The sequence below is a fragment of the Paenibacillus sp. FW104-T2 genome (assembly GCF_058789975.1).
In genome coordinates, this window is record NZ_JBYTCE010000015.1 from 49,540 (window position 1) to 67,572 (window position 18,033).

Annotated in this window: 17 protein-coding genes; 16 read left to right on the forward strand and 1 reads right to left on the reverse strand. The window is 47.7% G+C overall.

The features are described 5' to 3' along the window. Positions 1-54 precede the first annotated feature (54 nt). The 3 genes from AC3WQ3_RS18840 to AC3WQ3_RS18850 all read left to right on the forward strand — a co-directional run bounded on the left by AC3WQ3_RS18840 (position 55) and on the right by AC3WQ3_RS18850 (position 2,086). On the forward strand, positions 55-1,002 hold the full coding sequence (locus AC3WQ3_RS18840) for a helix-turn-helix transcriptional regulator (RefSeq protein ID WP_492473134.1): 948 nt from the start codon (positions 55-57) through the stop codon (positions 1,000-1,002). 68 nt (positions 1,003-1,070) lie between these two features. Beyond that, positions 1,071-1,628 (forward strand): DinB family protein, encoded by a 558-nt coding sequence (locus tag AC3WQ3_RS18845; protein WP_492473135.1) that lies wholly within the window; start codon positions 1,071-1,073, stop codon positions 1,626-1,628. After that, positions 1,628-2,086: an EVE domain-containing protein gene (locus AC3WQ3_RS18850; protein WP_492473136.1), complete on the forward strand. Its 459-nt coding sequence runs from the start codon at positions 1,628-1,630 to the stop codon at positions 2,084-2,086. The genes AC3WQ3_RS18845 and AC3WQ3_RS18850 overlap by 1 nt, the downstream gene beginning before the upstream one ends. Positions 2,087-2,101: 15 nt before the next feature. On the opposite strand, the gene AC3WQ3_RS18855 is transcribed toward AC3WQ3_RS18850, so the two are convergent. Next, positions 2,102-2,947, reverse strand: a complete 846-nt coding sequence (locus AC3WQ3_RS18855; RefSeq protein WP_336781815.1) for an AraC family transcriptional regulator — start codon at positions 2,945-2,947, stop codon at positions 2,102-2,104. A 141-nt stretch (positions 2,948-3,088) separates the two neighbouring features. Between AC3WQ3_RS18855 and AC3WQ3_RS18860 the strand changes: the two genes are divergently transcribed. From AC3WQ3_RS18860 to AC3WQ3_RS18920, 13 genes are all read left to right on the forward strand, one after another. Continuing rightward, positions 3,089-5,032 (forward strand): glycoside hydrolase family 127 protein, encoded by a 1,944-nt coding sequence (locus AC3WQ3_RS18860; RefSeq protein ID WP_492473138.1) that lies wholly within the window; start codon positions 3,089-3,091, stop codon positions 5,030-5,032. A gap of 161 nt (positions 5,033-5,193) precedes the next feature. Then, positions 5,194-6,954, forward strand: coding sequence for a sensor histidine kinase (locus AC3WQ3_RS18865; protein WP_492473139.1), 1,761 nt, complete (start codon positions 5,194-5,196; stop codon positions 6,952-6,954). After that, positions 6,951-8,087, forward strand: a complete 1,137-nt coding sequence (locus AC3WQ3_RS18870; RefSeq protein ID WP_336781812.1) for a response regulator transcription factor — start codon at positions 6,951-6,953, stop codon at positions 8,085-8,087. Before AC3WQ3_RS18865 ends, AC3WQ3_RS18870 begins: the two co-directional genes overlap by 4 nt. 174 nt (positions 8,088-8,261) lie before the next feature. Further along, entirely contained in the window at positions 8,262-9,944 is a 1,683-nt protein-coding gene (locus AC3WQ3_RS18875; protein WP_492473204.1) for an extracellular solute-binding protein, read from the forward strand. An 86-nt stretch (positions 9,945-10,030) separates the two neighbouring features. Next, a complete protein-coding gene (locus AC3WQ3_RS18880; protein ID WP_336781810.1) occupies positions 10,031-10,921 on the forward strand; it encodes an ABC transporter permease in 891 nt (296 codons plus the stop codon). A 22-nt stretch (positions 10,922-10,943) separates the two neighbouring features. Then, positions 10,944-11,828 carry a carbohydrate ABC transporter permease gene (locus AC3WQ3_RS18885; RefSeq protein ID WP_336781809.1) on the forward strand — a complete coding sequence of 295 codons (885 nt, stop codon included), beginning with the start codon at positions 10,944-10,946 and terminating at the stop codon, positions 11,826-11,828. Positions 11,829-12,090: 262 nt separating this feature from the next. Next, positions 12,091-12,630 (forward strand): glycerol-3-phosphate responsive antiterminator, encoded by a 540-nt coding sequence (locus AC3WQ3_RS18890; protein WP_336781808.1) that lies wholly within the window; start codon positions 12,091-12,093, stop codon positions 12,628-12,630. A gap of 139 nt (positions 12,631-12,769) precedes the next feature. Next, the gene (locus AC3WQ3_RS18895) at positions 12,770-13,483 is read left to right on the forward strand and encodes a glycerophosphodiester phosphodiesterase (protein ID WP_492473140.1); all 714 of its coding nucleotides are present in this window, start codon (positions 12,770-12,772) and stop codon (positions 13,481-13,483) included. A gap of 18 nt (positions 13,484-13,501) precedes the next feature. Further along, positions 13,502-14,335 (forward strand): HAD-IIA family hydrolase, encoded by an 834-nt coding sequence (locus AC3WQ3_RS18900; protein WP_492473141.1) that lies wholly within the window; start codon positions 13,502-13,504, stop codon positions 14,333-14,335. A gap of 38 nt (positions 14,336-14,373) precedes the next feature. Continuing rightward, positions 14,374-15,210: a metallophosphoesterase family protein gene (locus tag AC3WQ3_RS18905; RefSeq protein ID WP_492473142.1), complete on the forward strand. Its 837-nt coding sequence runs from the start codon at positions 14,374-14,376 to the stop codon at positions 15,208-15,210. A 20-nt stretch (positions 15,211-15,230) separates the two neighbouring features. Then, positions 15,231-16,319, forward strand: coding sequence for an ABC transporter ATP-binding protein (locus AC3WQ3_RS18910; protein WP_492473143.1), 1,089 nt, complete (start codon positions 15,231-15,233; stop codon positions 16,317-16,319). Next, entirely contained in the window at positions 16,316-17,188 is an 873-nt protein-coding gene (locus AC3WQ3_RS18915) for a carbohydrate ABC transporter permease (protein ID WP_492473144.1), read from the forward strand. Before AC3WQ3_RS18910 ends, AC3WQ3_RS18915 begins: the two co-directional genes overlap by 4 nt. Before the next feature lie 19 nt (positions 17,189-17,207). Further along, positions 17,208-18,032 carry a carbohydrate ABC transporter permease gene (locus tag AC3WQ3_RS18920; protein WP_492473145.1) on the forward strand — a complete coding sequence of 275 codons (825 nt, stop codon included), beginning with the start codon at positions 17,208-17,210 and terminating at the stop codon, positions 18,030-18,032. The last annotated feature ends 1 nt before the right edge of the window (position 18,033 follow it).

The following is an 18,033-nucleotide window of genomic DNA, read 5'->3' on the forward strand; positions in this document are numbered from 1 at the left end:
TTACTATGATAAAATGAATGCAGTTTGGATGATGGATAAGCGGAGGATAGAAGTATGAATAAAACGGAGCGGCATCTTGCAATTACCCTTGAATTACAGCGCAGCAAAACGCTAAGGGCAGAAGATCTGGCTTCCCGGTTTGAGACAAGTGTACGAACGATATATCGGGATATGCAAGCACTAAGCGAAGCTGGGGTGCCAATAATAGGAGCACCTGGTCAGGGTTACTCACTAATGGAGGGATACTTTCTTCCCCCGGTTAGCTTTACAGCCGAGGAAGCCGTAGCCCTGCTCATGGGGGCAGATTTTATTGAACAGAGATTGGATCATACATACGCACATGAAGCCGAATCGGCTCAACGTAAAATTGAAGCTATTTTACCAGAATCCATTCGAAATGAATCTACTCGTGTTCGGGAAACCATGCGGCTCCTTCATGGAAGTGATCCATTAACTGGGGAGACCGTTAAAACGTACCTTATGCAAATACGCAACGCCATTTTGGAAAAGCACAAGATTCGTTTTATGTACCGCAAAAAAATGCCGGGGGCAGACGGGAGTCGAAGCCATCTCCGGGAGGTTTCTCCGTATGGATTATCCCTTTTGCATGAACATTGGGTTTTAATCGCGCACTGCGATATGCGACAAGACATTCGTCATTTCCGACTGTCCCGTATGACGGAACTTCAAGTATTGGAGGATCACTTCCTTTTACCGGATAGTTTTGACTTAAGCAAATATCGGCCGTCTGATGATCGGAATGAACGGGTACTGATCAGGGCAAACCCTGAAATAGCAGACAAGATTATAGAGGGAGTCAACTTCTATATCGAATCCATAGAGGATCATGTGGACGGTGTGAATTTTCATTTTCGTGTCCGGCATACGGAAGAACTATTGCATCATTTGCTTGGCTGGGGTGGGGATATTCAAGTGATTGAGCCGGAGTCTCTGCGCTTGCGAATTCAAGAAGCTGCGAAAAATATCTTAAAACACTACTGACATACCCCTGTCAGTAGTGTTTTTTTATACTTTGATTATATCTAAGATGAAAAGGGGTTGCTGGAAGAATGAAAAACACACTTCATGTATTAAAATCTTTTGAAAATGCGGTAGAGAGGTATTTGGCTGAATTGAAACAGCTGGATATGGAGCAATTACATAGAAAGACGGATGAGGAGGAATGGTCCATAGGACAGATGTATATGCATTTGATTCAATCAGCGCTCTTTATGCACCTGCCTAATACGAAACAATGTTTGGTTCACAGCGAACCATCGGTACATTCGAATATGGGAAAAACGGAGCTGGGGGAAAGCGTGTTCGAGCAAGAACAATTTCCGGCCATTCGTGTTAAAGTCCCTGCTTCACCGCAATACACTCCGAAGTCACCGGAGAACAAGGAGCAGCTGGTTGAAGGGCTGCATCAAGTCATCGCAGGAATGAGGGACATGGAAGCTGTTTTACGTCCATCGCCAGCAACGGATAAAGTCATTCACCCAAGACTTGGGGCACTGGACGCCCAGGAATGGTTTTTATTGATCGAAATGCATTACAGACATCACTTTTTGCAATTGGATCGTTTGAAGATGGAATTAGGCATTGGGCAGAGAGAAGGGGAAATCTAATGTCGGTTATAACAAATCAGACAAGCAGATATTGGATTGGCGTTGTTTCTGCTTCTCATGTCCATACAGCCGTAGAAGGCGGATTTGCACAGTTGTGTCACGGCAAGGCAGTATCACTGCGTCTGATGTCCCCAGGTGATTGGCTGATATACTATTCTCCGCGCACAGACATGTCGACAGGGAAGCCACTCCAGGCATTTACCGCTATTGGCCAGGTGAAGGACAGCCCAGTCTACAAATATCAGATGACGGAATCATTTGTACCCTTCCGCCGGGATATCCGTTATGTTCCGTGTCGGGAAGTAAAGATTGCCTCTCTATTAAACGAACTCGACTTTACACGCGGAAATCGAAATTGGGGATTTACATTCCGCAAAGGACATTTTGAAATTGGGGTCGAAGATTTCATGACAATCGCTGCCTCCATGACTGATCATGAAGACTTTCAAATCTGTTAGGAATGAAGCTCAATTCTATTTGAAGTATTGCTTGCGAAATTGCAGCGGAGAAGAGCCGAATTCCTGTTTGAAGCAGGACGAGAAATACGGGGAATAACGGAAGCCCACTTCCTCCGCGACCCGGTCAATGGACCAGTCGGTTGTGACCAGAAGTCGTTTGGCTCTCTCCAGCCGAAACTGCTGCAGATAATCGGATGGTGTACATCCGTATCTCGATTTCATGCATCGTACAATATAATTCGGATGAAAGTGCAGGGCGGACGCGATGGCTTCATTCGTTATTTTCTCCCGATAATTAGCTTGAAGGTAAGCTACAGTCCGTTCAGCCAATCGGGAAGCCACCGAATCCGTTCTGCCGAAACATTCTTCTTCAAGCAAGCTGAGCAGTTCTCCGAGAAGCTGCTGTTCCTGCCAAAAGGAAAGCGTGGACGGCTGGGTGAGCAGCTGTTCTACCATACCGAACACGGTACGTGAGTCAGGCAAATGCATGTATTTAGGCAATCGCAGCGTGTAAGGGTTAATAAATGGCCTGGTTGTGTAAGGTGATGTATGGTTCTCCACTTCCTCTGCCACTAATGCATCCCGTCTTGGTGCATGCTCAAAGTGAACCCAGTAAAAAACGGTATCCTGATCGCAAGGTCGGATCGGATAATGTTCTCCATCAGGCAGCAGCAGCAGCATGTCTCCCTCGGTTAGTGTCCATTGTGATCCGTTCTCGCCGATATACATCTCTCCGCGGACAAGGATCAGCAAATCATACGCCCCGATGTTGCTGCGATGGGGATGCTGGTCCCCGCTTTTATACTCTGTCAGGCCTGATCCCAAATAATAGGGGAGCGGGGGCATATGAAGTTCAATCATGGTGTCTTCACCCAGAACATTCGCATCCTTTCGCTTGTGTCATATTTTATAGAAAATGGTTCATTCCATTCCTGTTAAGTCGGTTATACCAAGCATATAATTGAGTTCGTAAAGAGTCAATTAATATAGGAGGTACTACTGATGCAGACAACACAGGTTCATATCCGGGACTCATTTTGGGAGGATTATTCCGCACTGGTACGTCAAACCGTCATACCCTATCAATGGGAGGCATTGAATGATCGTATCGAAGGGGCGGAACCCAGCTATGCCATTCGCAATTTCCGAATTGCTGCCGGTCTGGAACAGGGAGAATTCGGCGGATGGGTGTTTCAGGATAGCGATTTATATAAATGGTTGGAAGCGGTTGCTTATTCGCTGCGGAGTCATCCTGATCCCGAATTGGAGAACACCGCAGATGGGGCAATCGACCTCATCGGGCAGGCTCAGCGGGATGACGGATATATCAATACTTATTTTACAATCAAGGAACCGGGCAAAGAGTGGACAAACCTGTATGAAGCCCACGAACTGTACTGTGCCGGACACCTGATCGAAGCTGCGGTGGCCTACGCTGATGCAACGGGCAAACGTAAGCTGCTGGACATTGCCTGCCGTTTCGCTGACTTAATCGACAATCTCTTCGGTACGGGAGAGAACCAGAAACGGGCATACTGCGGGCACCAGGAGATTGAACTGGCTCTTGTCAAGTTATATCATGCAACCGGTGAGGAACGTTATTTAAATCTAAGCCAATATTTCATTGATGAGCGGGGCAGCAGCCCAAGTTATTTCATCCAGGAATGGGAACGGGGAGGCAGAACAAACATCTGGTCGCACGGTTCACCGAACTTGGAAATGTACCAATCCCATCTTCCGGTACGGGAACAGACAGCAGCCGTTGGGCACGCCGTACGTGCCGTTTATATGTATACGGCCATGGCCGATCTCGCCCGTTTGACGAAGGATGAGAGCTTGCGAGCAGCGTGCGAACGGCTGTGGGCCAATACAACTCGCAAACAGATGTACATTACGGGAGGCATCGGCGCGACACATTTGGGCGAGGCGTTCACTTTCGATTATGATCTGCCGAATGACGCGGTTTACGCGGAAACTTGCGCATCCATCGGACTGATCTTCTGGGCTCGCCGCATGCTTCGTCTGGAGGCGAAGAGTGAGTATGCGGACGTGATGGAACGTGCGCTGTACAACAACGTGCTTGGCAGCATGTCCAAGGACGGCAAACACTTTTTCTATGTCAACCCGCTTGAAGTATGGCCAGAGGCCAGCATGCGCAATCCGGACAAGCATCATGTGAAACCGGTCCGTCAGAAGTGGTTCGGCTGTTCCTGCTGTCCGCCAAACGTCGCGCGATTGCTCAGCTCGCTGAACGATTATATTTATGATGTCTCTGCGGAAGGGAACACGGTTCATGTTCATTTATACATTGGCAGTACGGTAGAATTTACGTCTGCCGAAGGCAGGACAGTCAAGCTGAGTCAACAATCCGAGCTTCCATGGAACGGAAAAATCAACTTCAATATCTCGCTTGCTCCAGACAGCTCAGATGGTGCTGCATTCACACTCGCGCTCAGAATTCCCAACTGGTTCCAGATTGTCCAGCCTGTTTTGCGAGTGAATGGCGAAGAGCAGGCATATACATTGAACAATGGTTATGCTCATATCCAACGACTTTGGTCGGAAGGAGATTCATTAGAGTGGTTACTGCCATTTGAAACACACTTGATAGAAGCTCATCCGCAGATTCGAGCTGATGCAGGCAAAGCAGCCATTCAGCGCGGACCACTTGTATATTGCGTGGAAGAGGCGGATAACGGAGCGCCGCTGGCTTCATTATCCATTGCCGAAGCAGCGAACTTAACGGAGCGCGATGCACCGGAATTACTTGGCGGATGCGTTGTTATCGAGGGCGACGGACTGACTACGGATGGGTCAGCATGGCCGGAGAATCAACTGTACCAAGCGATTCGCAAACCTCGCATTCCGGTACGTTTTACCGCCATTCCTTATTATCTGTGGGGGAACCGTGAACCGGGTGAAATGAGCGTCTGGCTGCGCAGCTGAAGCGTGGGTCATCGAAGCAGCTCCACTGTTTGAAGAGGTTGAATGGCACCTGAACATAACGCGTGGTTTCAATATTGGCAGGACAGAAGGTCCCTCGTATATTATCCGAGGGACTTCCGCCATGTCTGGCCATCTCGAAACCCGGAAGCGGAGATGAATGCATGAAACCAGAACATGTACGAAGATCCCGTATCGAACGAATTACGCTCAAAAATCGAATTCTTTTCCTTTTTGCGGCAGTAGCCCTCATTCCTTTCCTTTTATCCTGCTATCTATCCTACCGAACAATCCATTCCATTTTGACGACGAAATTGCAATCCGGTATCCAAAGTAACCTGAAACAGGTGACACTTTCCTTGGAAAACACTCTCAGCAACCTGAACCATGTGTCTCAGCAGCTCGCCTTCGAGGGAAGCATTGGTAAACAGCTGGAGCAGCTCATGCTTGCAGATCAACCGTATGACCGTAGTTATTTGACCGACCAGATCAAAAATCAGCTGAACCTGATTGCGTTTACCAATCCCAATATCGGGTTATCGATGTACTATTTTCGTGAAGACGACACCTATCTCTTTGAAACCATGGGGGTGAAGGACTCATTCGATCCGGAGAAATTGCCGATCATGGCGAGTTATTACGGTATCACGTATTTCGGGCCTCATATCAGTAACGACAGGTTCAACGATCAATATGTTCTTTCCGCGCTGCGAAAGGTGGATCTGCCCGAACGGGAGGATGCCTATGTATACATTGAAACCGGGTTTAATCTGACACAGAGCATTCTTGATCTGGATGATGTCAGTAAAAACACGGCCCACCTCATTTTGGATAATCACGGACGCATCTCTTACAGTGAGTTAAGGGACTCTTTCCCTGAGAACGCAAATTTCCCGGTTTCCGGCCAGCTCTCCGAACCTTCTACAACGTCGGGAATCACTTCGGGATATTATTGGTACCAGCAATACAGCAACCAGGGATGGAGCGTAGTGTCGCTCGTGTCCAAGGCAGATTATGATCAGGAGAAAAACCGCTGGATCATGCAGATGGTTCTGTTAACCGTGTTATTCGCGGCAGTCAGCTTGGCCATCGGCTGGTTGTTGTGGAAAATGGTATATCGGCCGTTGTCCCAATTCCACCGGGAAATGAAGCTGATGCTGAACAGCAACTTTAACGTGGTCGACGCGAACTCGCGCATACCTGAATTTGAAATGCTGCTGACACAATTTGGACGAATGAAGTCCCACATTGCAAGGTTATATTCCGAAGTGGAGTTAAAGGAGAAGCGCAGGGCAGACCTGGAAATTGAAAAGCTGCTCTACCAGATCAATCCGCATTTTCTGATGAATACGCTCGATACTGCGCACTGGCTGGCGGTCATGAATGGACAGGAGGAGATCGACCGGCTGGTTACTTCGCTGAACAAGCTGCTGTATTATAATTTGCGCATGGGCGGACAGAGCTCAACCATACGGGAGGAGATTGATTCGCTCAAGCAGTATCTGATCCTGCAGCAGATTCGGTATAATTTTCAATTCGATGTTGGTATTCATATTGATGACAAGCTGCTTAACGTGCCCGTGCCGAGGTTTATTTTGCAGCCGCTCGTTGAAAATTCGCTGTACCATGGGCTGGATGACAAAGGAAGAATCGAAGTTGAAGTAAGCAGGCACAACGAAAGGCTTGAAATTTCGATCAGAGACAACGGCAGGGGAATCTCCGAAGAAAAGATCAAAGCGCTGCTGGAACAAGAACAGGCCGAGCGTCATCGGGTCGGAATGGGGATTGGCATGAATTATGTCAAGCGTATGCTGGAGTCTTATTATGAAGGCCAAGCCAGTATGAACGTATCCTGCGAACCGGGGCAAGGAACCTGGATCGTCATTGAGCTGCCAATTCACTGTGAAGGAGAGGAAAAATCATGATTGACGTACTCATCGTCGATGACGATCAACTCGTGCGCAAAGGCCTTATGCTCGCAATGCCTTGGGACAGATTTGAAATGAGGATCGTTGGCGAAGCGGGAAACGGAGAGAAGGCGCTTGAATTTCTGTCTGAAAACCACGTCGATCTATTGATTACCGATCTGGCCATGCCGGTCATGTCAGGGATCGAGTTAATCCGTACCGCTCGTAAGCTATACCCGGATCTGCCAATTGCGGTTCTGACCCTTCATCAGGATTTTGAATACATTCAGGAGGCACTCCGTCTGGGCGCCATCGATTACATTGCCAAAGTACAGCTTGAGAAAGAACGGTTCGAGGAAGTGCTTGGGCGCATTCATGATCGTATCCAGGCCGACAGGCGAAAACGGTTCAATGACGAAGCCACGATGGAATCCGGAAAGGATGCGTTATTTTATGGGGAGCAAGGAAAAGAAACTCAATCGTTCGGTGACTCGCGCTGTGAACGTGAACGGTTCGAGTCATCAGTCGTTGAAGCGAGCGATGTGAGCGTTAAGGACAAGTTGCATTCGTTTCGCTGGGTACATGAAGAGTCTTATATGATTGAACTTTTAGATGATTTGAAAACCATGAGATTGCCTGTTCCCCGATTGATGCAGTTGCTGTACGGTGTAACGGAAGACTGGAACCGGACGTTTAAAAACATCGTCAGCACGGAAATGACGATACCTGTTCATTTTGCATCATGGAACGATGTGGTGGAATGGATGGCGAACTTTCGTGCAGAAGCACTACGTTTATCGGGTGGACAGTATCTGCGCAAGGAGGTCAGCAGCAGTATCATGACCGCCGTCAAAATCATACATGATGAATTGCAGAATCCGCTATTCGCCAGCGATGTATCGAAGCGGGTCAACCTCAGCCGCAGTTATTTCAATCAATGTTTTAAAGAAATGATGGGTTATTCGTTTAACGAATATCTGCGCAAAATTCGGATCGATAAGGCGAAAGACTATCTGACACAAACAGCCAAACCGATTGTCTGGATCGCGGAACATACGGGCTATGCGGACGAAAAATACTTCAGCCGGATTTTCCGTGAGCAGGTAGGCATGCTGCCAAGCGAGTACCGCAATACACCAAGAAGAGGGTAGACGAATGGAGAGAAGGTAGGATGAATGGATTGTAAGCGTTAACAAAAACAGACGTTTCACCTCCTGTTCTTCGTTCGGCTCTCTATCCATAAACGTTTTCCGGCCGTGTTATATTGTTGGTGCTGGACGCGAAGGACATTCCATTAAAGGGGGAGCATCCATTTGGGCAAAAAAATGGTCATGGTGGCAATGATGGTGTTGCTCGCATTCACGAGCGCCTGCAGCGACGCGGGCAACACGGAGAATGAAACGGCGGAAAGTAATACTACGCCTAGCGTTGTTGAAGAAGGGCCGGCAGATCCATTTGGCAAGTACGATCAGACGATTACACTAAGGTATGGCAAAGAGGTCGATCCAACAGACAAAAGTTTGCCTGCCGGGGATACACCGGAGAACAACCAGTATTCGCGTTATGTGAAGGACAATCTAAATATTGATACCAAAGTCACCTGGCAGGCGGCGACCGGAACGAACTATGAGCAGAAAGTAAACCTCGCGATTTCAAGCAACGATTTACCCGATGCACTCGTGGTCAAGGATACCCAGCTGCGGGCAATGGTTAAGGCGGGCCAGCTGGAAGACCTGACTGATGCATTTAATCGATATGCTTCACCAGCAATGAAGAGTTATATGGAGAAAACAAACGGTGTGTCCGCCGAGGCGGTAACATTTGATGGGAAAATGTACGCTATCCCTAGTATACAAGTACACTCCGATGGTGTTCACCAAATGTGGATTCGCAAGGACTGGCTCGACAAGCTGGGACTTGAACTGCCCCAAACGATGGAGGAACTGGAGAATGTAGCGAAAGCTTTCGTGGAACAAGATCCGGACGGCAACGGCAAGAACGATACGATTGGGATTGCAGGACAGCAGAACGGAGGCCGGTTATATGCCAATTTCCTGGAATCAACGAACAACACGTATGGACTTGATCCAATCTTCGGGGCTTACAAGGCTTATCCTGGTTACTGGTTAAAAGACGATGCAGGCAACCCGGTCTACGGCTCCATTCTGCCAGAAACGAAGGAAGCGCTCGCCAAACTGCGCGACATGTATGCGAATGGGCTCATTGACAAGGAACTGGGCATTCGCAAAGCCGCGTCCGAGCCCGTGGTCAACGGTAATGCAGGGATCTTCTTCGCACCATGGTGGATGGGATATGGACCTCTTCCCGATGCGATTAAAAACGATCCAAACGCCAACTGGCAGGCATACTTGCTGCCGCTGGATGCTGATGGACAATTTAATGCTCATATGGGCGCTCCTTCTACCGTGTTCGTTGTTGTCCGCAAAGGATATGAGCATCCCGAAGCGGTCATCAAAATGCTGAATCTGCTCATTAGGGATGAATCGAAGTTTGATATCTCTGTGCCTGTAGGTCACTATCCACTGCGTGTACCGATGTCCTATATGGATGAGAGCGAATATTCAGCGAAAGCTTTGCAAGAAGTACTTGCTGGCACGAAAAAACCGGAAGACTTCACCGATCCAGGCTACAAACTGCTTGCTGCAGACATTCAGAACGTCAAAAAGGTGAAGAAAGAGCCGTATGACAATATGGACATCCAGTATTGGGACCCTCAGGAAGACCTTGGTGTATGGAGCCGCATCTATTCACTCTTGGTCGGATCATCGTCCTTGCAGCAGGATTACAACAAGGTATACAGCTTGCTCTATTCCCAAACCCGCACGATGGAAAGCCGCTGGTCGAATCTGAAAAAGCTGGAGGATGAAACCTTCCTGAAGATCATTATGGGAGCTGCACCTCTGGATACGTTCGATACGTTCGTCAGTGACTGGAAAAAGCAAGGCGGGGACAAAATCACCGAGGAAGTGAAGGAGTACGTCAAGTAGAAGCTGTCCAGAGCGCCGGGGGTCAGTCATCCGGCGCTTCTTCCTGAGAAGATCAGGGATGGGAGATTGCAGAGGAGGAACACCGGATGCGAAACCGAAGTTTCATCAAACATTATTACATCATGCTGCTGCCCGGAATGGTGTGGCTGCTGTTCATCAGCATCATTCCCATGTTCGGGATTGCCATTGCCTTTCAGGACTTTAACCCGGGCCAGGGCATTTGGAAATCGACCTGGATCGGGCTGGAGAACTTCGAATATATGTTTAGCCTGAACGATACCAAGACCATTTTCTTCAATACCGTGTACATTGCCGTCATGAAAATTGCAGGTAACCTGATTGTGCCGTTAGTCTTTGCGATCATGCTGAATGAACTGCGTCTTATGGTGGTTAAGCGCTGGGTTCAAACGATCGTGTACCTTCCACATTTTTTGTCCTGGGTGATCCTGTCAGGTATATTGCTCGATGTGTTTTCGTACACGGGTCCGGTCAACGGATTACTGAATATCGTGGGGATTGAACCGGTGTTATTCTTCGCCCGTGCAGACTTGTTCCCATTTATTGTCGTCGGCAGCGATGTATGGAAGGAGTTCGGCTTCAACACGATCATCTACTTGGCTGCACTGACGGGCATCAGTCCATCCCTGTACGAAGCGGCTTCGATTGACGGAGCAACCCGGATGCGGAGAATATGGCATGTGACACTGCCTGGCTTGCGAACCACGATTGTACTCTTGGCGGTGTTAAGCCTTGGGAACGTACTGAACGCAGGCTTTGATCAGATTTTCAACCTGTACAACCCGCTGCTCTATTCCACGGGTGACATTATCGATACTTGGGTATACCGCGAAGGGTTGCTGAACATGCAGTACGGACTTGCAACCGCAGTTGGTTTGCTAAAATCGGTGGTCAGTTTCGTACTTATCATTGTCTCGTACCTGCTGGCTTCGAAGTTCGCCAATTACCGCATATTCTGATAAGGAGAAGGAGTCGAGCGAGATGATTAGAGAAACAACGCTGCGATCCAGGGTGTTTGATGTCACGCTTCTGGTTGTGCTGCTCCTGATTGCATTCCTGTGCATACTGCCCCTATGGTATACGCTGGCCGTGTCCTTAAGCGAAAAATCAGCGGCGGCTGCCGGAAAAGTATGGTTATGGCCCGTTGGCTTCAACTTCAATTCATATCAGCAAATTATCGGCGACCGTTCCTTTTTCAATTCCTTCTGGATTTCCATTCAGCGTGTTGTGCTTGGTGCGACAATTACGTTTGTGGTGACAACGATGATGGCTTATCCGCTCTCGCGAAGCCCACGTGAATTCCGTATGCGCAATGTATTCATGTGGATTCTTGTGTTCACGCTGCTGTTCAACGGCGGCCTGATTCCATGGTATATGACGGTGAAGGCGATTGGGTTGTATGATACCATCTGGGCACTTGTTCTTGGCGGGGGAGTGCCGGTATTCAACGTCATTCTGATCGTAAACTATTTCCGTAATCTGCCCAAGGAACTGGACGAGGCTGCTCTCGTGGACGGGGCCGGGCCGTGGCGAATGTTAGTCACTATTTATGTACCGCTGGCCGTACCGGTACTGGCTACTGTGACATTGTTCACCATCGTCTACCATTGGAATGAGTTCTTCCATGGATTGGTGCTGACTTCAGGGCAGGATCATTATCCGCTGCAAACATTAATCCAGCAATTCGTTGTGGTCATCGATGCGTCGAACATGACGGAAGATCAATATAAACGGATGAACGAGTTGTCTAATCAAACACTAAATGCCGCAAAAATTTTCATTGCCATGCTTCCTGTACTTATTGTCTATCCGTTCCTACAGCGTTTTTTCATTCACGGTATTACACTGGGTTCGGTGAAGGAGTAGTTGCATAGGCATGGACTAAGAACAAACGAATAGCGTGACAGTATAGGTCTGTAGTCGATTTCGTCGATACGGGCCTATTTTTTATGAAGGCGTTTCAGTTAACACAAGCTGCTCCGAACCCATTTTACTCTTGCATTTGAGCTGTCTCCGGATGATGAATGTTAAGACGCGAAATTAACAACCCGTTTACATGAACATGAAACAAAAGAAATATTTCAGCTTTAACATTTAAGATGACAAACGAGGGAATGAGGACTGAATCATGAAGAACTATCCGATCATCGCCTCCATTACGGTTGATGAACAGATTGCACAGGCTATAGCAAGCGATGTGAAGCGAGTTATTCTGATGACAGGAAACATTACGAATCTTGGTTCCATCATTGACAGGTTGCATCAAAGCGGCAAACAGGCCTATGTACATACCGAGATGGTATCCGGGATTGGACGAGATGCCTCGGCCATTCAATATCTTGCCGATGTGTTTAGAGTTGATGGTATCGTGACAACGAAGAGTAATGCGGTTTCTGCGGCAAAGCAAGCAGGCATACTGAGCATTCAGCGCATATTTGCCATTGATACAGCAGCCATTGAGACTGCAGTGCGAATGATTAAGAGCTATAAGCCTGATGAGGTTGAATTGATGCCGGGGCTTATGCCGCGAGTCATTCAAGAGCTTAATGAACGAATCACACAGCCATTGATCGTTGGTGGACTGATTCGACATGAGGAAGAGATACAGCAAGCCTTAAAGAGTGGGGCAGATTTTGTTTCGATAGGCCATGAGAAATTCTGGACTTAATTTCATACATTTATCCTTGGGTGGAGACGACGAGAAAACCCGGTGGTAAGTAAATCAGTACAACCTTGATGTTGAAGGAGGGTGATTTGCTGCTGGGTTTTTTGTGTTGTCCAAAAAATACAACAGGAGGTAATTGAGCATGATCATTCAAGCAGTTGCTCATCGAGGCTATCCCAAGAAATATCCTGAAAATACGTTGTCATCCTTTTTAAAAGCGGTGGAACTTGGGTTCACTCATCTCGAATTGGATGTACATCTCAGCCAAGATGGTATCCCGGTTGTCATTCATGATCATACGATTGACCGCATGACCAATGGAACGGGCAGGGTAGCTGATTATTCAGCGTCCAAGCTGCAATCTTTCAATATAAAACAAGATGAGCACATACCAACTCTTGAAGAGGTACTGCGAGCTTTGAAGGGGAAAATTGGGCTTAACATCGAGCTTAAGCAGATGGGTGCCTACTATCCTCAGCTGGAGGAGAAAGTACTTGAAGTGATTAAGGAATTCAACATGCTGGATCAGGTCGTCATTACGTCATTTGATTTTGATGCCTTGGAGAAAATCAGACAATTATCTAGTGAGGTACGCATCGGTCTGATTACCTTTGGTTGTTCGAAGGCTATTCTTGACTGGTCTGTAGAGATGGGAGCGACGTTCTTGTCTATTCACTACGCTTTTGTAACCGAGCATTATATTTATCGATGTCAAGAGCTGGGGATTCAATTGATGGCCTGGACAATTAACGAGACTTCCATCATGAAGAAATTTCAAGATTACCCGTCTGTGTGGGTCTGTACAGACGAGCTCGAATCCTTCATGGATGTGTTGGAGCTGCCCAGCTCAGTATGAGTGGGCAAGGGTAAGGTTATGGAAAATGTGTATGATTACGATGCGTATTGCTTCGATCTAGACGGAACGATTTATGTTAGCCAGATGATCCTTCCTGGCGTAAACAGCTTCATAAGCAGCTTGAGATCACAAGGCAAGCGTCTGTTGTTCTTAACGAATACTCCCGTACATACCAGGGAGGATTGCTACAAGAGGCTGCTGAGTCTGGGTGTATCATGCGAGCTTGACGAAATTCTGACAGCGGGATACGTGTCAGGGATGTATTTTGCAGAGTATGCGCCTGATGCCAGGGTACTGGTTGTAGGTGAGGAGGCTTTGCGGAGTGAACTTCGAGCGATCGGGATCACTATGACGGAAGATCCAACTCAATCAACGCATGTATTAGTCGGAATGGATCGGCAGTTTCATTACGATAAGCTTCATCTAGCGGCAAAAGCAGTTCGTCATGGAGCAGTTCTCATGGCTACGAATCCGGACAGCTGCTGTCCCGTCCAGGGAGACATCATTCCGGATACCGGCTCGATTCTAAGCTCGATTGAGGCAGCCAGCCAGCAGAAAGCATCCGTCGTGATGGGTAAACCTTCACCTTATTATGCAGAGAAGGCACTCCAGCTGTTGAATGTGAACAGCAGCAGTTGTCTCATGATAGGCGATCGGTTGGAAACAGATATTTTATTTGGCCAACAGAATGGGATGAAAACGGCTCTCGTGCTTACAGGTATTTCCTCAAGAGAGGATATCCAGGAAACAGGGATCATTCCGGACTATATATGGTCTTCTTTCAACGAATGCATCATGGAACAGAATAACCAATCCAGGCACTCATTGGTGTTGCAGGTAAAGAGGACGTAAATAGCAATAAGATTCGAAAAATGATGGAGGTGGAATTCATGCGTTTAGCGTTACTTGGTGATTATCACTATTCAAGCATGAGTCACGGAACGGAAGAGATGAAAGCTGCAAGAGTTCGGGCTTATGAACATATGCTCCAGGCTTTTTTGGAGGTTGAGGCGGACTTTCATGTCTCTATTGGCGATTTGACACATGAAGGAACGGCTCAGGAATTCCGATCGATTTTCTCCTTTCTTTCCAGGAGTGAACGGAACTTCATTCATGTCCTTGGCAATCATGACACCTATTCGATACCGAAGCATGAAATCTCCAAATTAACAGGTCAAGACCGCTATCGGGCGATTGACACGCCTCATGCTAGGCTGATATTTCTGGATACAACCCAGGAGATGAATCCTGCAGATTGGGGAGGGGAGCTGGACGAAGAACAGCTGACATGGCTCAAAGAAGAGCTTAACAATTCACATGATAAGCAAGTACTTCTCTTTGGGCACCATCCAGTATTTGATACCACTGCACGCTCGACGCTTGATAAGCTGTACATTCGTCCACAGGATGAACTGAAGAGCATATTCAATAGTCGACCGGAAGGCGGCTTCTATTTTTGCGGACATAATCACATCAACTCCATTGTGAAGCAGGGGAAGTGGCACTATGTTCAGACCGCAGCTTGCCTGGACGTGCCGGCATACCGTGTGATCGAAGTCCATGAGGGCCAGGTAGAGATAACTCACCATCCGATACAGGGTGCGGGTCTCCTCGCTGATATTCAGAGCTTTTGCTGTGATATGCCAGGCTTCGGTCCTGTCGCTGGTGCATTAGGAGAAAAAAGAGACCTTATTTTATCCGTTCAATACACATCGGCTGCTCAATAAATGAAAGAGGAGGGAAGCTCATGGCACAAATTGTGCTGAAGCAGATTGAAAAAAGCTTCAAGCAGGATAAAGTCATTGAGGGTCTGGATCTGACCATTGAGGATGGTTCCTTTACGGTATTGGTCGGCCCCTCTGGCTGTGGAAAATCGACGACACTCCGCATGATCGCAGGGCTCGAGAAAGAAACAGGCGGAGAAATTTGGATCGGAGATCAATGTGTCAATGGCGTAGAACCAGGCAAGCGCAATGTGGCTATGGTATTTCAGAACTATGCATTATATCCGATGATGACTGTCAAGGAGAACATCGAATTCGGACTCGTAAATCGCAAGGTCCCCCGGCCCGAACGCGAGCGCCTCGTTAAGGAAATCACGGAGGTTGTCGGTCTGGCAGAGTATCTGCACAAGAAGCCACAAGCTCTGTCTGGAGGTCAGCGCCAGCGGGTTGCCCTGGCTCGGGCCATGGTGAAGAGTCCTGCGGTCTTCCTGATGGACGAGCCATTATCGAATCTCGATGCCAAGCTTCGTCATCAAATGCGAACGGAGTTAATTCAGCTTCACAAACGGCTGGGCGCAACCTTTGTCTTTGTGACACATGATCAGGTTGAGGCAATGTCGATGGGAGATCGTATCGTCATCATGAACAAAGGAATGATTCAACAAGCAGATGGCCCGATGAAAATCTACGACGATCCCGATAATGTGTTCACAGCTCAGTTTATCGGTACACCGCCGATGAATGTCATTGATCGTGAACGTATTCTGCCATACTTGAATGGACAGCTGCATGACGACATTGGGCAGGTTGGTTTCAGACCGGAGAAAGCAACGATGACGCTTGGGAACCGGCCGCAGTCCGGACTTGTTCATTTCCCGGGCCGGATCATGACACGTGAGACACTAGGTGCAGAAATCATCTATCAACTGGAATCCGCGCTTGGACTTGTGTCTGTGAAGAGTTTTTTGAAGCCATTAGAGACAGCTTCCGAGGTGAACATCACGATCTCCATGCAGGACCTGTACTACTTTGATCGGGACGGAGTCCGTGCTCGTCAGCATGAGAGATCCGCAGAGAGAGAGCTCATTGTCCTGGGAGGGAAACATTCATGACCGTTTGGTCCAAATTCCGTCCCTATGTCATGGTTGCTCCCTCTATCGTAATATTTTCGATCTTTTTCATATATCCGATCTTTTATATGATCTTCCTGAGTTTTTATAACTGGGACTTCATTAATCCGGTCAAGGAGTTTGTAGGCTTCAACAACTTTGCCGAGTTATTTAAGGATCGTGCCTTTCTTCAGGTCCTGAGCAATTCCTTGAACTATACGCTTCTTTCCGTATCCTTATCCATTGTAATTTCACTGCTGCTAGCCATATGGCTGAATCGGGAAGGCGCATGGTATGGGTTTGTACAGGGGGCATTATTCAGTCCACATATTGTTTCTCTTGTATCTGTATCCCTGGTGTGGATGTGGCTGATGGATCCCAAGTTCGGTTTGCTTAACGGTTTGCTGGACATGGTGGGCTTGCCCAAGCTGGAGTGGCTCAGCAGCCCAGACAGTTCATTACTGTCACTTGTCCTTGTTTCGGTCTGGAAGGGCGTGGGTTATAACGCGCTTATCTTCATCGCTGGACTTCAAAGTATTCCCAAGGATGTGTATGAAGCTTCAGCTCTGGACGAGGCCAATTGGTGGCGGAAGTTCTACAAGATTACGCTGCCGATGCTATCACCGACCCTTTTCTTCTTAATTATCATTAATCTGATCAGTTCGTTCCAGGTATTTGAAACCATAGCCATCATGACTAACGGAGGTCCGATCAATTCAACGAACACACTTGTCTTTTACATCTATGAGTACGGATTCCGCTACTTCAAGATCGGTTACGCTTCGGCTGCGGGAGTTATCCTGCTTGTTGTCGTTGGTTTGCTTACATTAGTCTACTTCAAGCTGCTAAGCCGCAAGGTTCACTACCAATAGAAAGGAGAAGGGAAATATCATGGCAAGTAAGTCAATTCTGCGTACTCTGAACGTCACGGCCACGATCGTACTGGTTGCGATTTTTGCTATCCCTTTTCTATGGATGATCTCAACATCATTGAAGTCGTATCCGGAGACCGTGATCTTTCCACCCCAATGGATCCCCTCCAAGGTGATGTGGAGCAATTTCCAGGCGGCATGGGAATCGGGACCTTTCTTGAAATATCTAATGAACAGTATTGTCGTATCCATCAGTATCCTTCTTCTTCAATTTACGACCATTATATTGGCAGCCTATGCGTTTGCCAGATACTCCTTCAAAGGAGACAAGCTGTTATTTGGAATTACGATGGTCACTTTAATGATTCCGGGTCAGCTCATCTTTTTGCCCGTGTATTTGTTACTCAGCAAGTGGGGACTCATTAACAATTTGCTGGCACTTATTCTGCCCTTCGCTTCCAGCGCGTTTGGGATCTTCATGCTCAGGCAGTCATTCAAGCAGGTACAGGAAGAACTTATTGAAGCCGCACGGCTTGACCAGACACCTGAATGGAAGATCATCCTTAGGATCATGGTGCCGATGGCCCGTCCGACGCTGGTAACCTTTGCATTATTCAGTTTCATTGCACACTGGAACGATTATTTTTGGCCGCTGGTGATGACGACCTCGGATGCAGCCAGAACACTTCCAATTGGGATTTCCAAGCTTCGCGAGGTGGATGGAGGGGCAGCATGGCACATTTTGATGGCTGGAAACATGATTCTGGTCGTTCCAATTCTGATTGTTTTCTTATTTGGACAACGGCAAATTATTAAAGCATTCGTATATTCCGGTGTGAAATAAT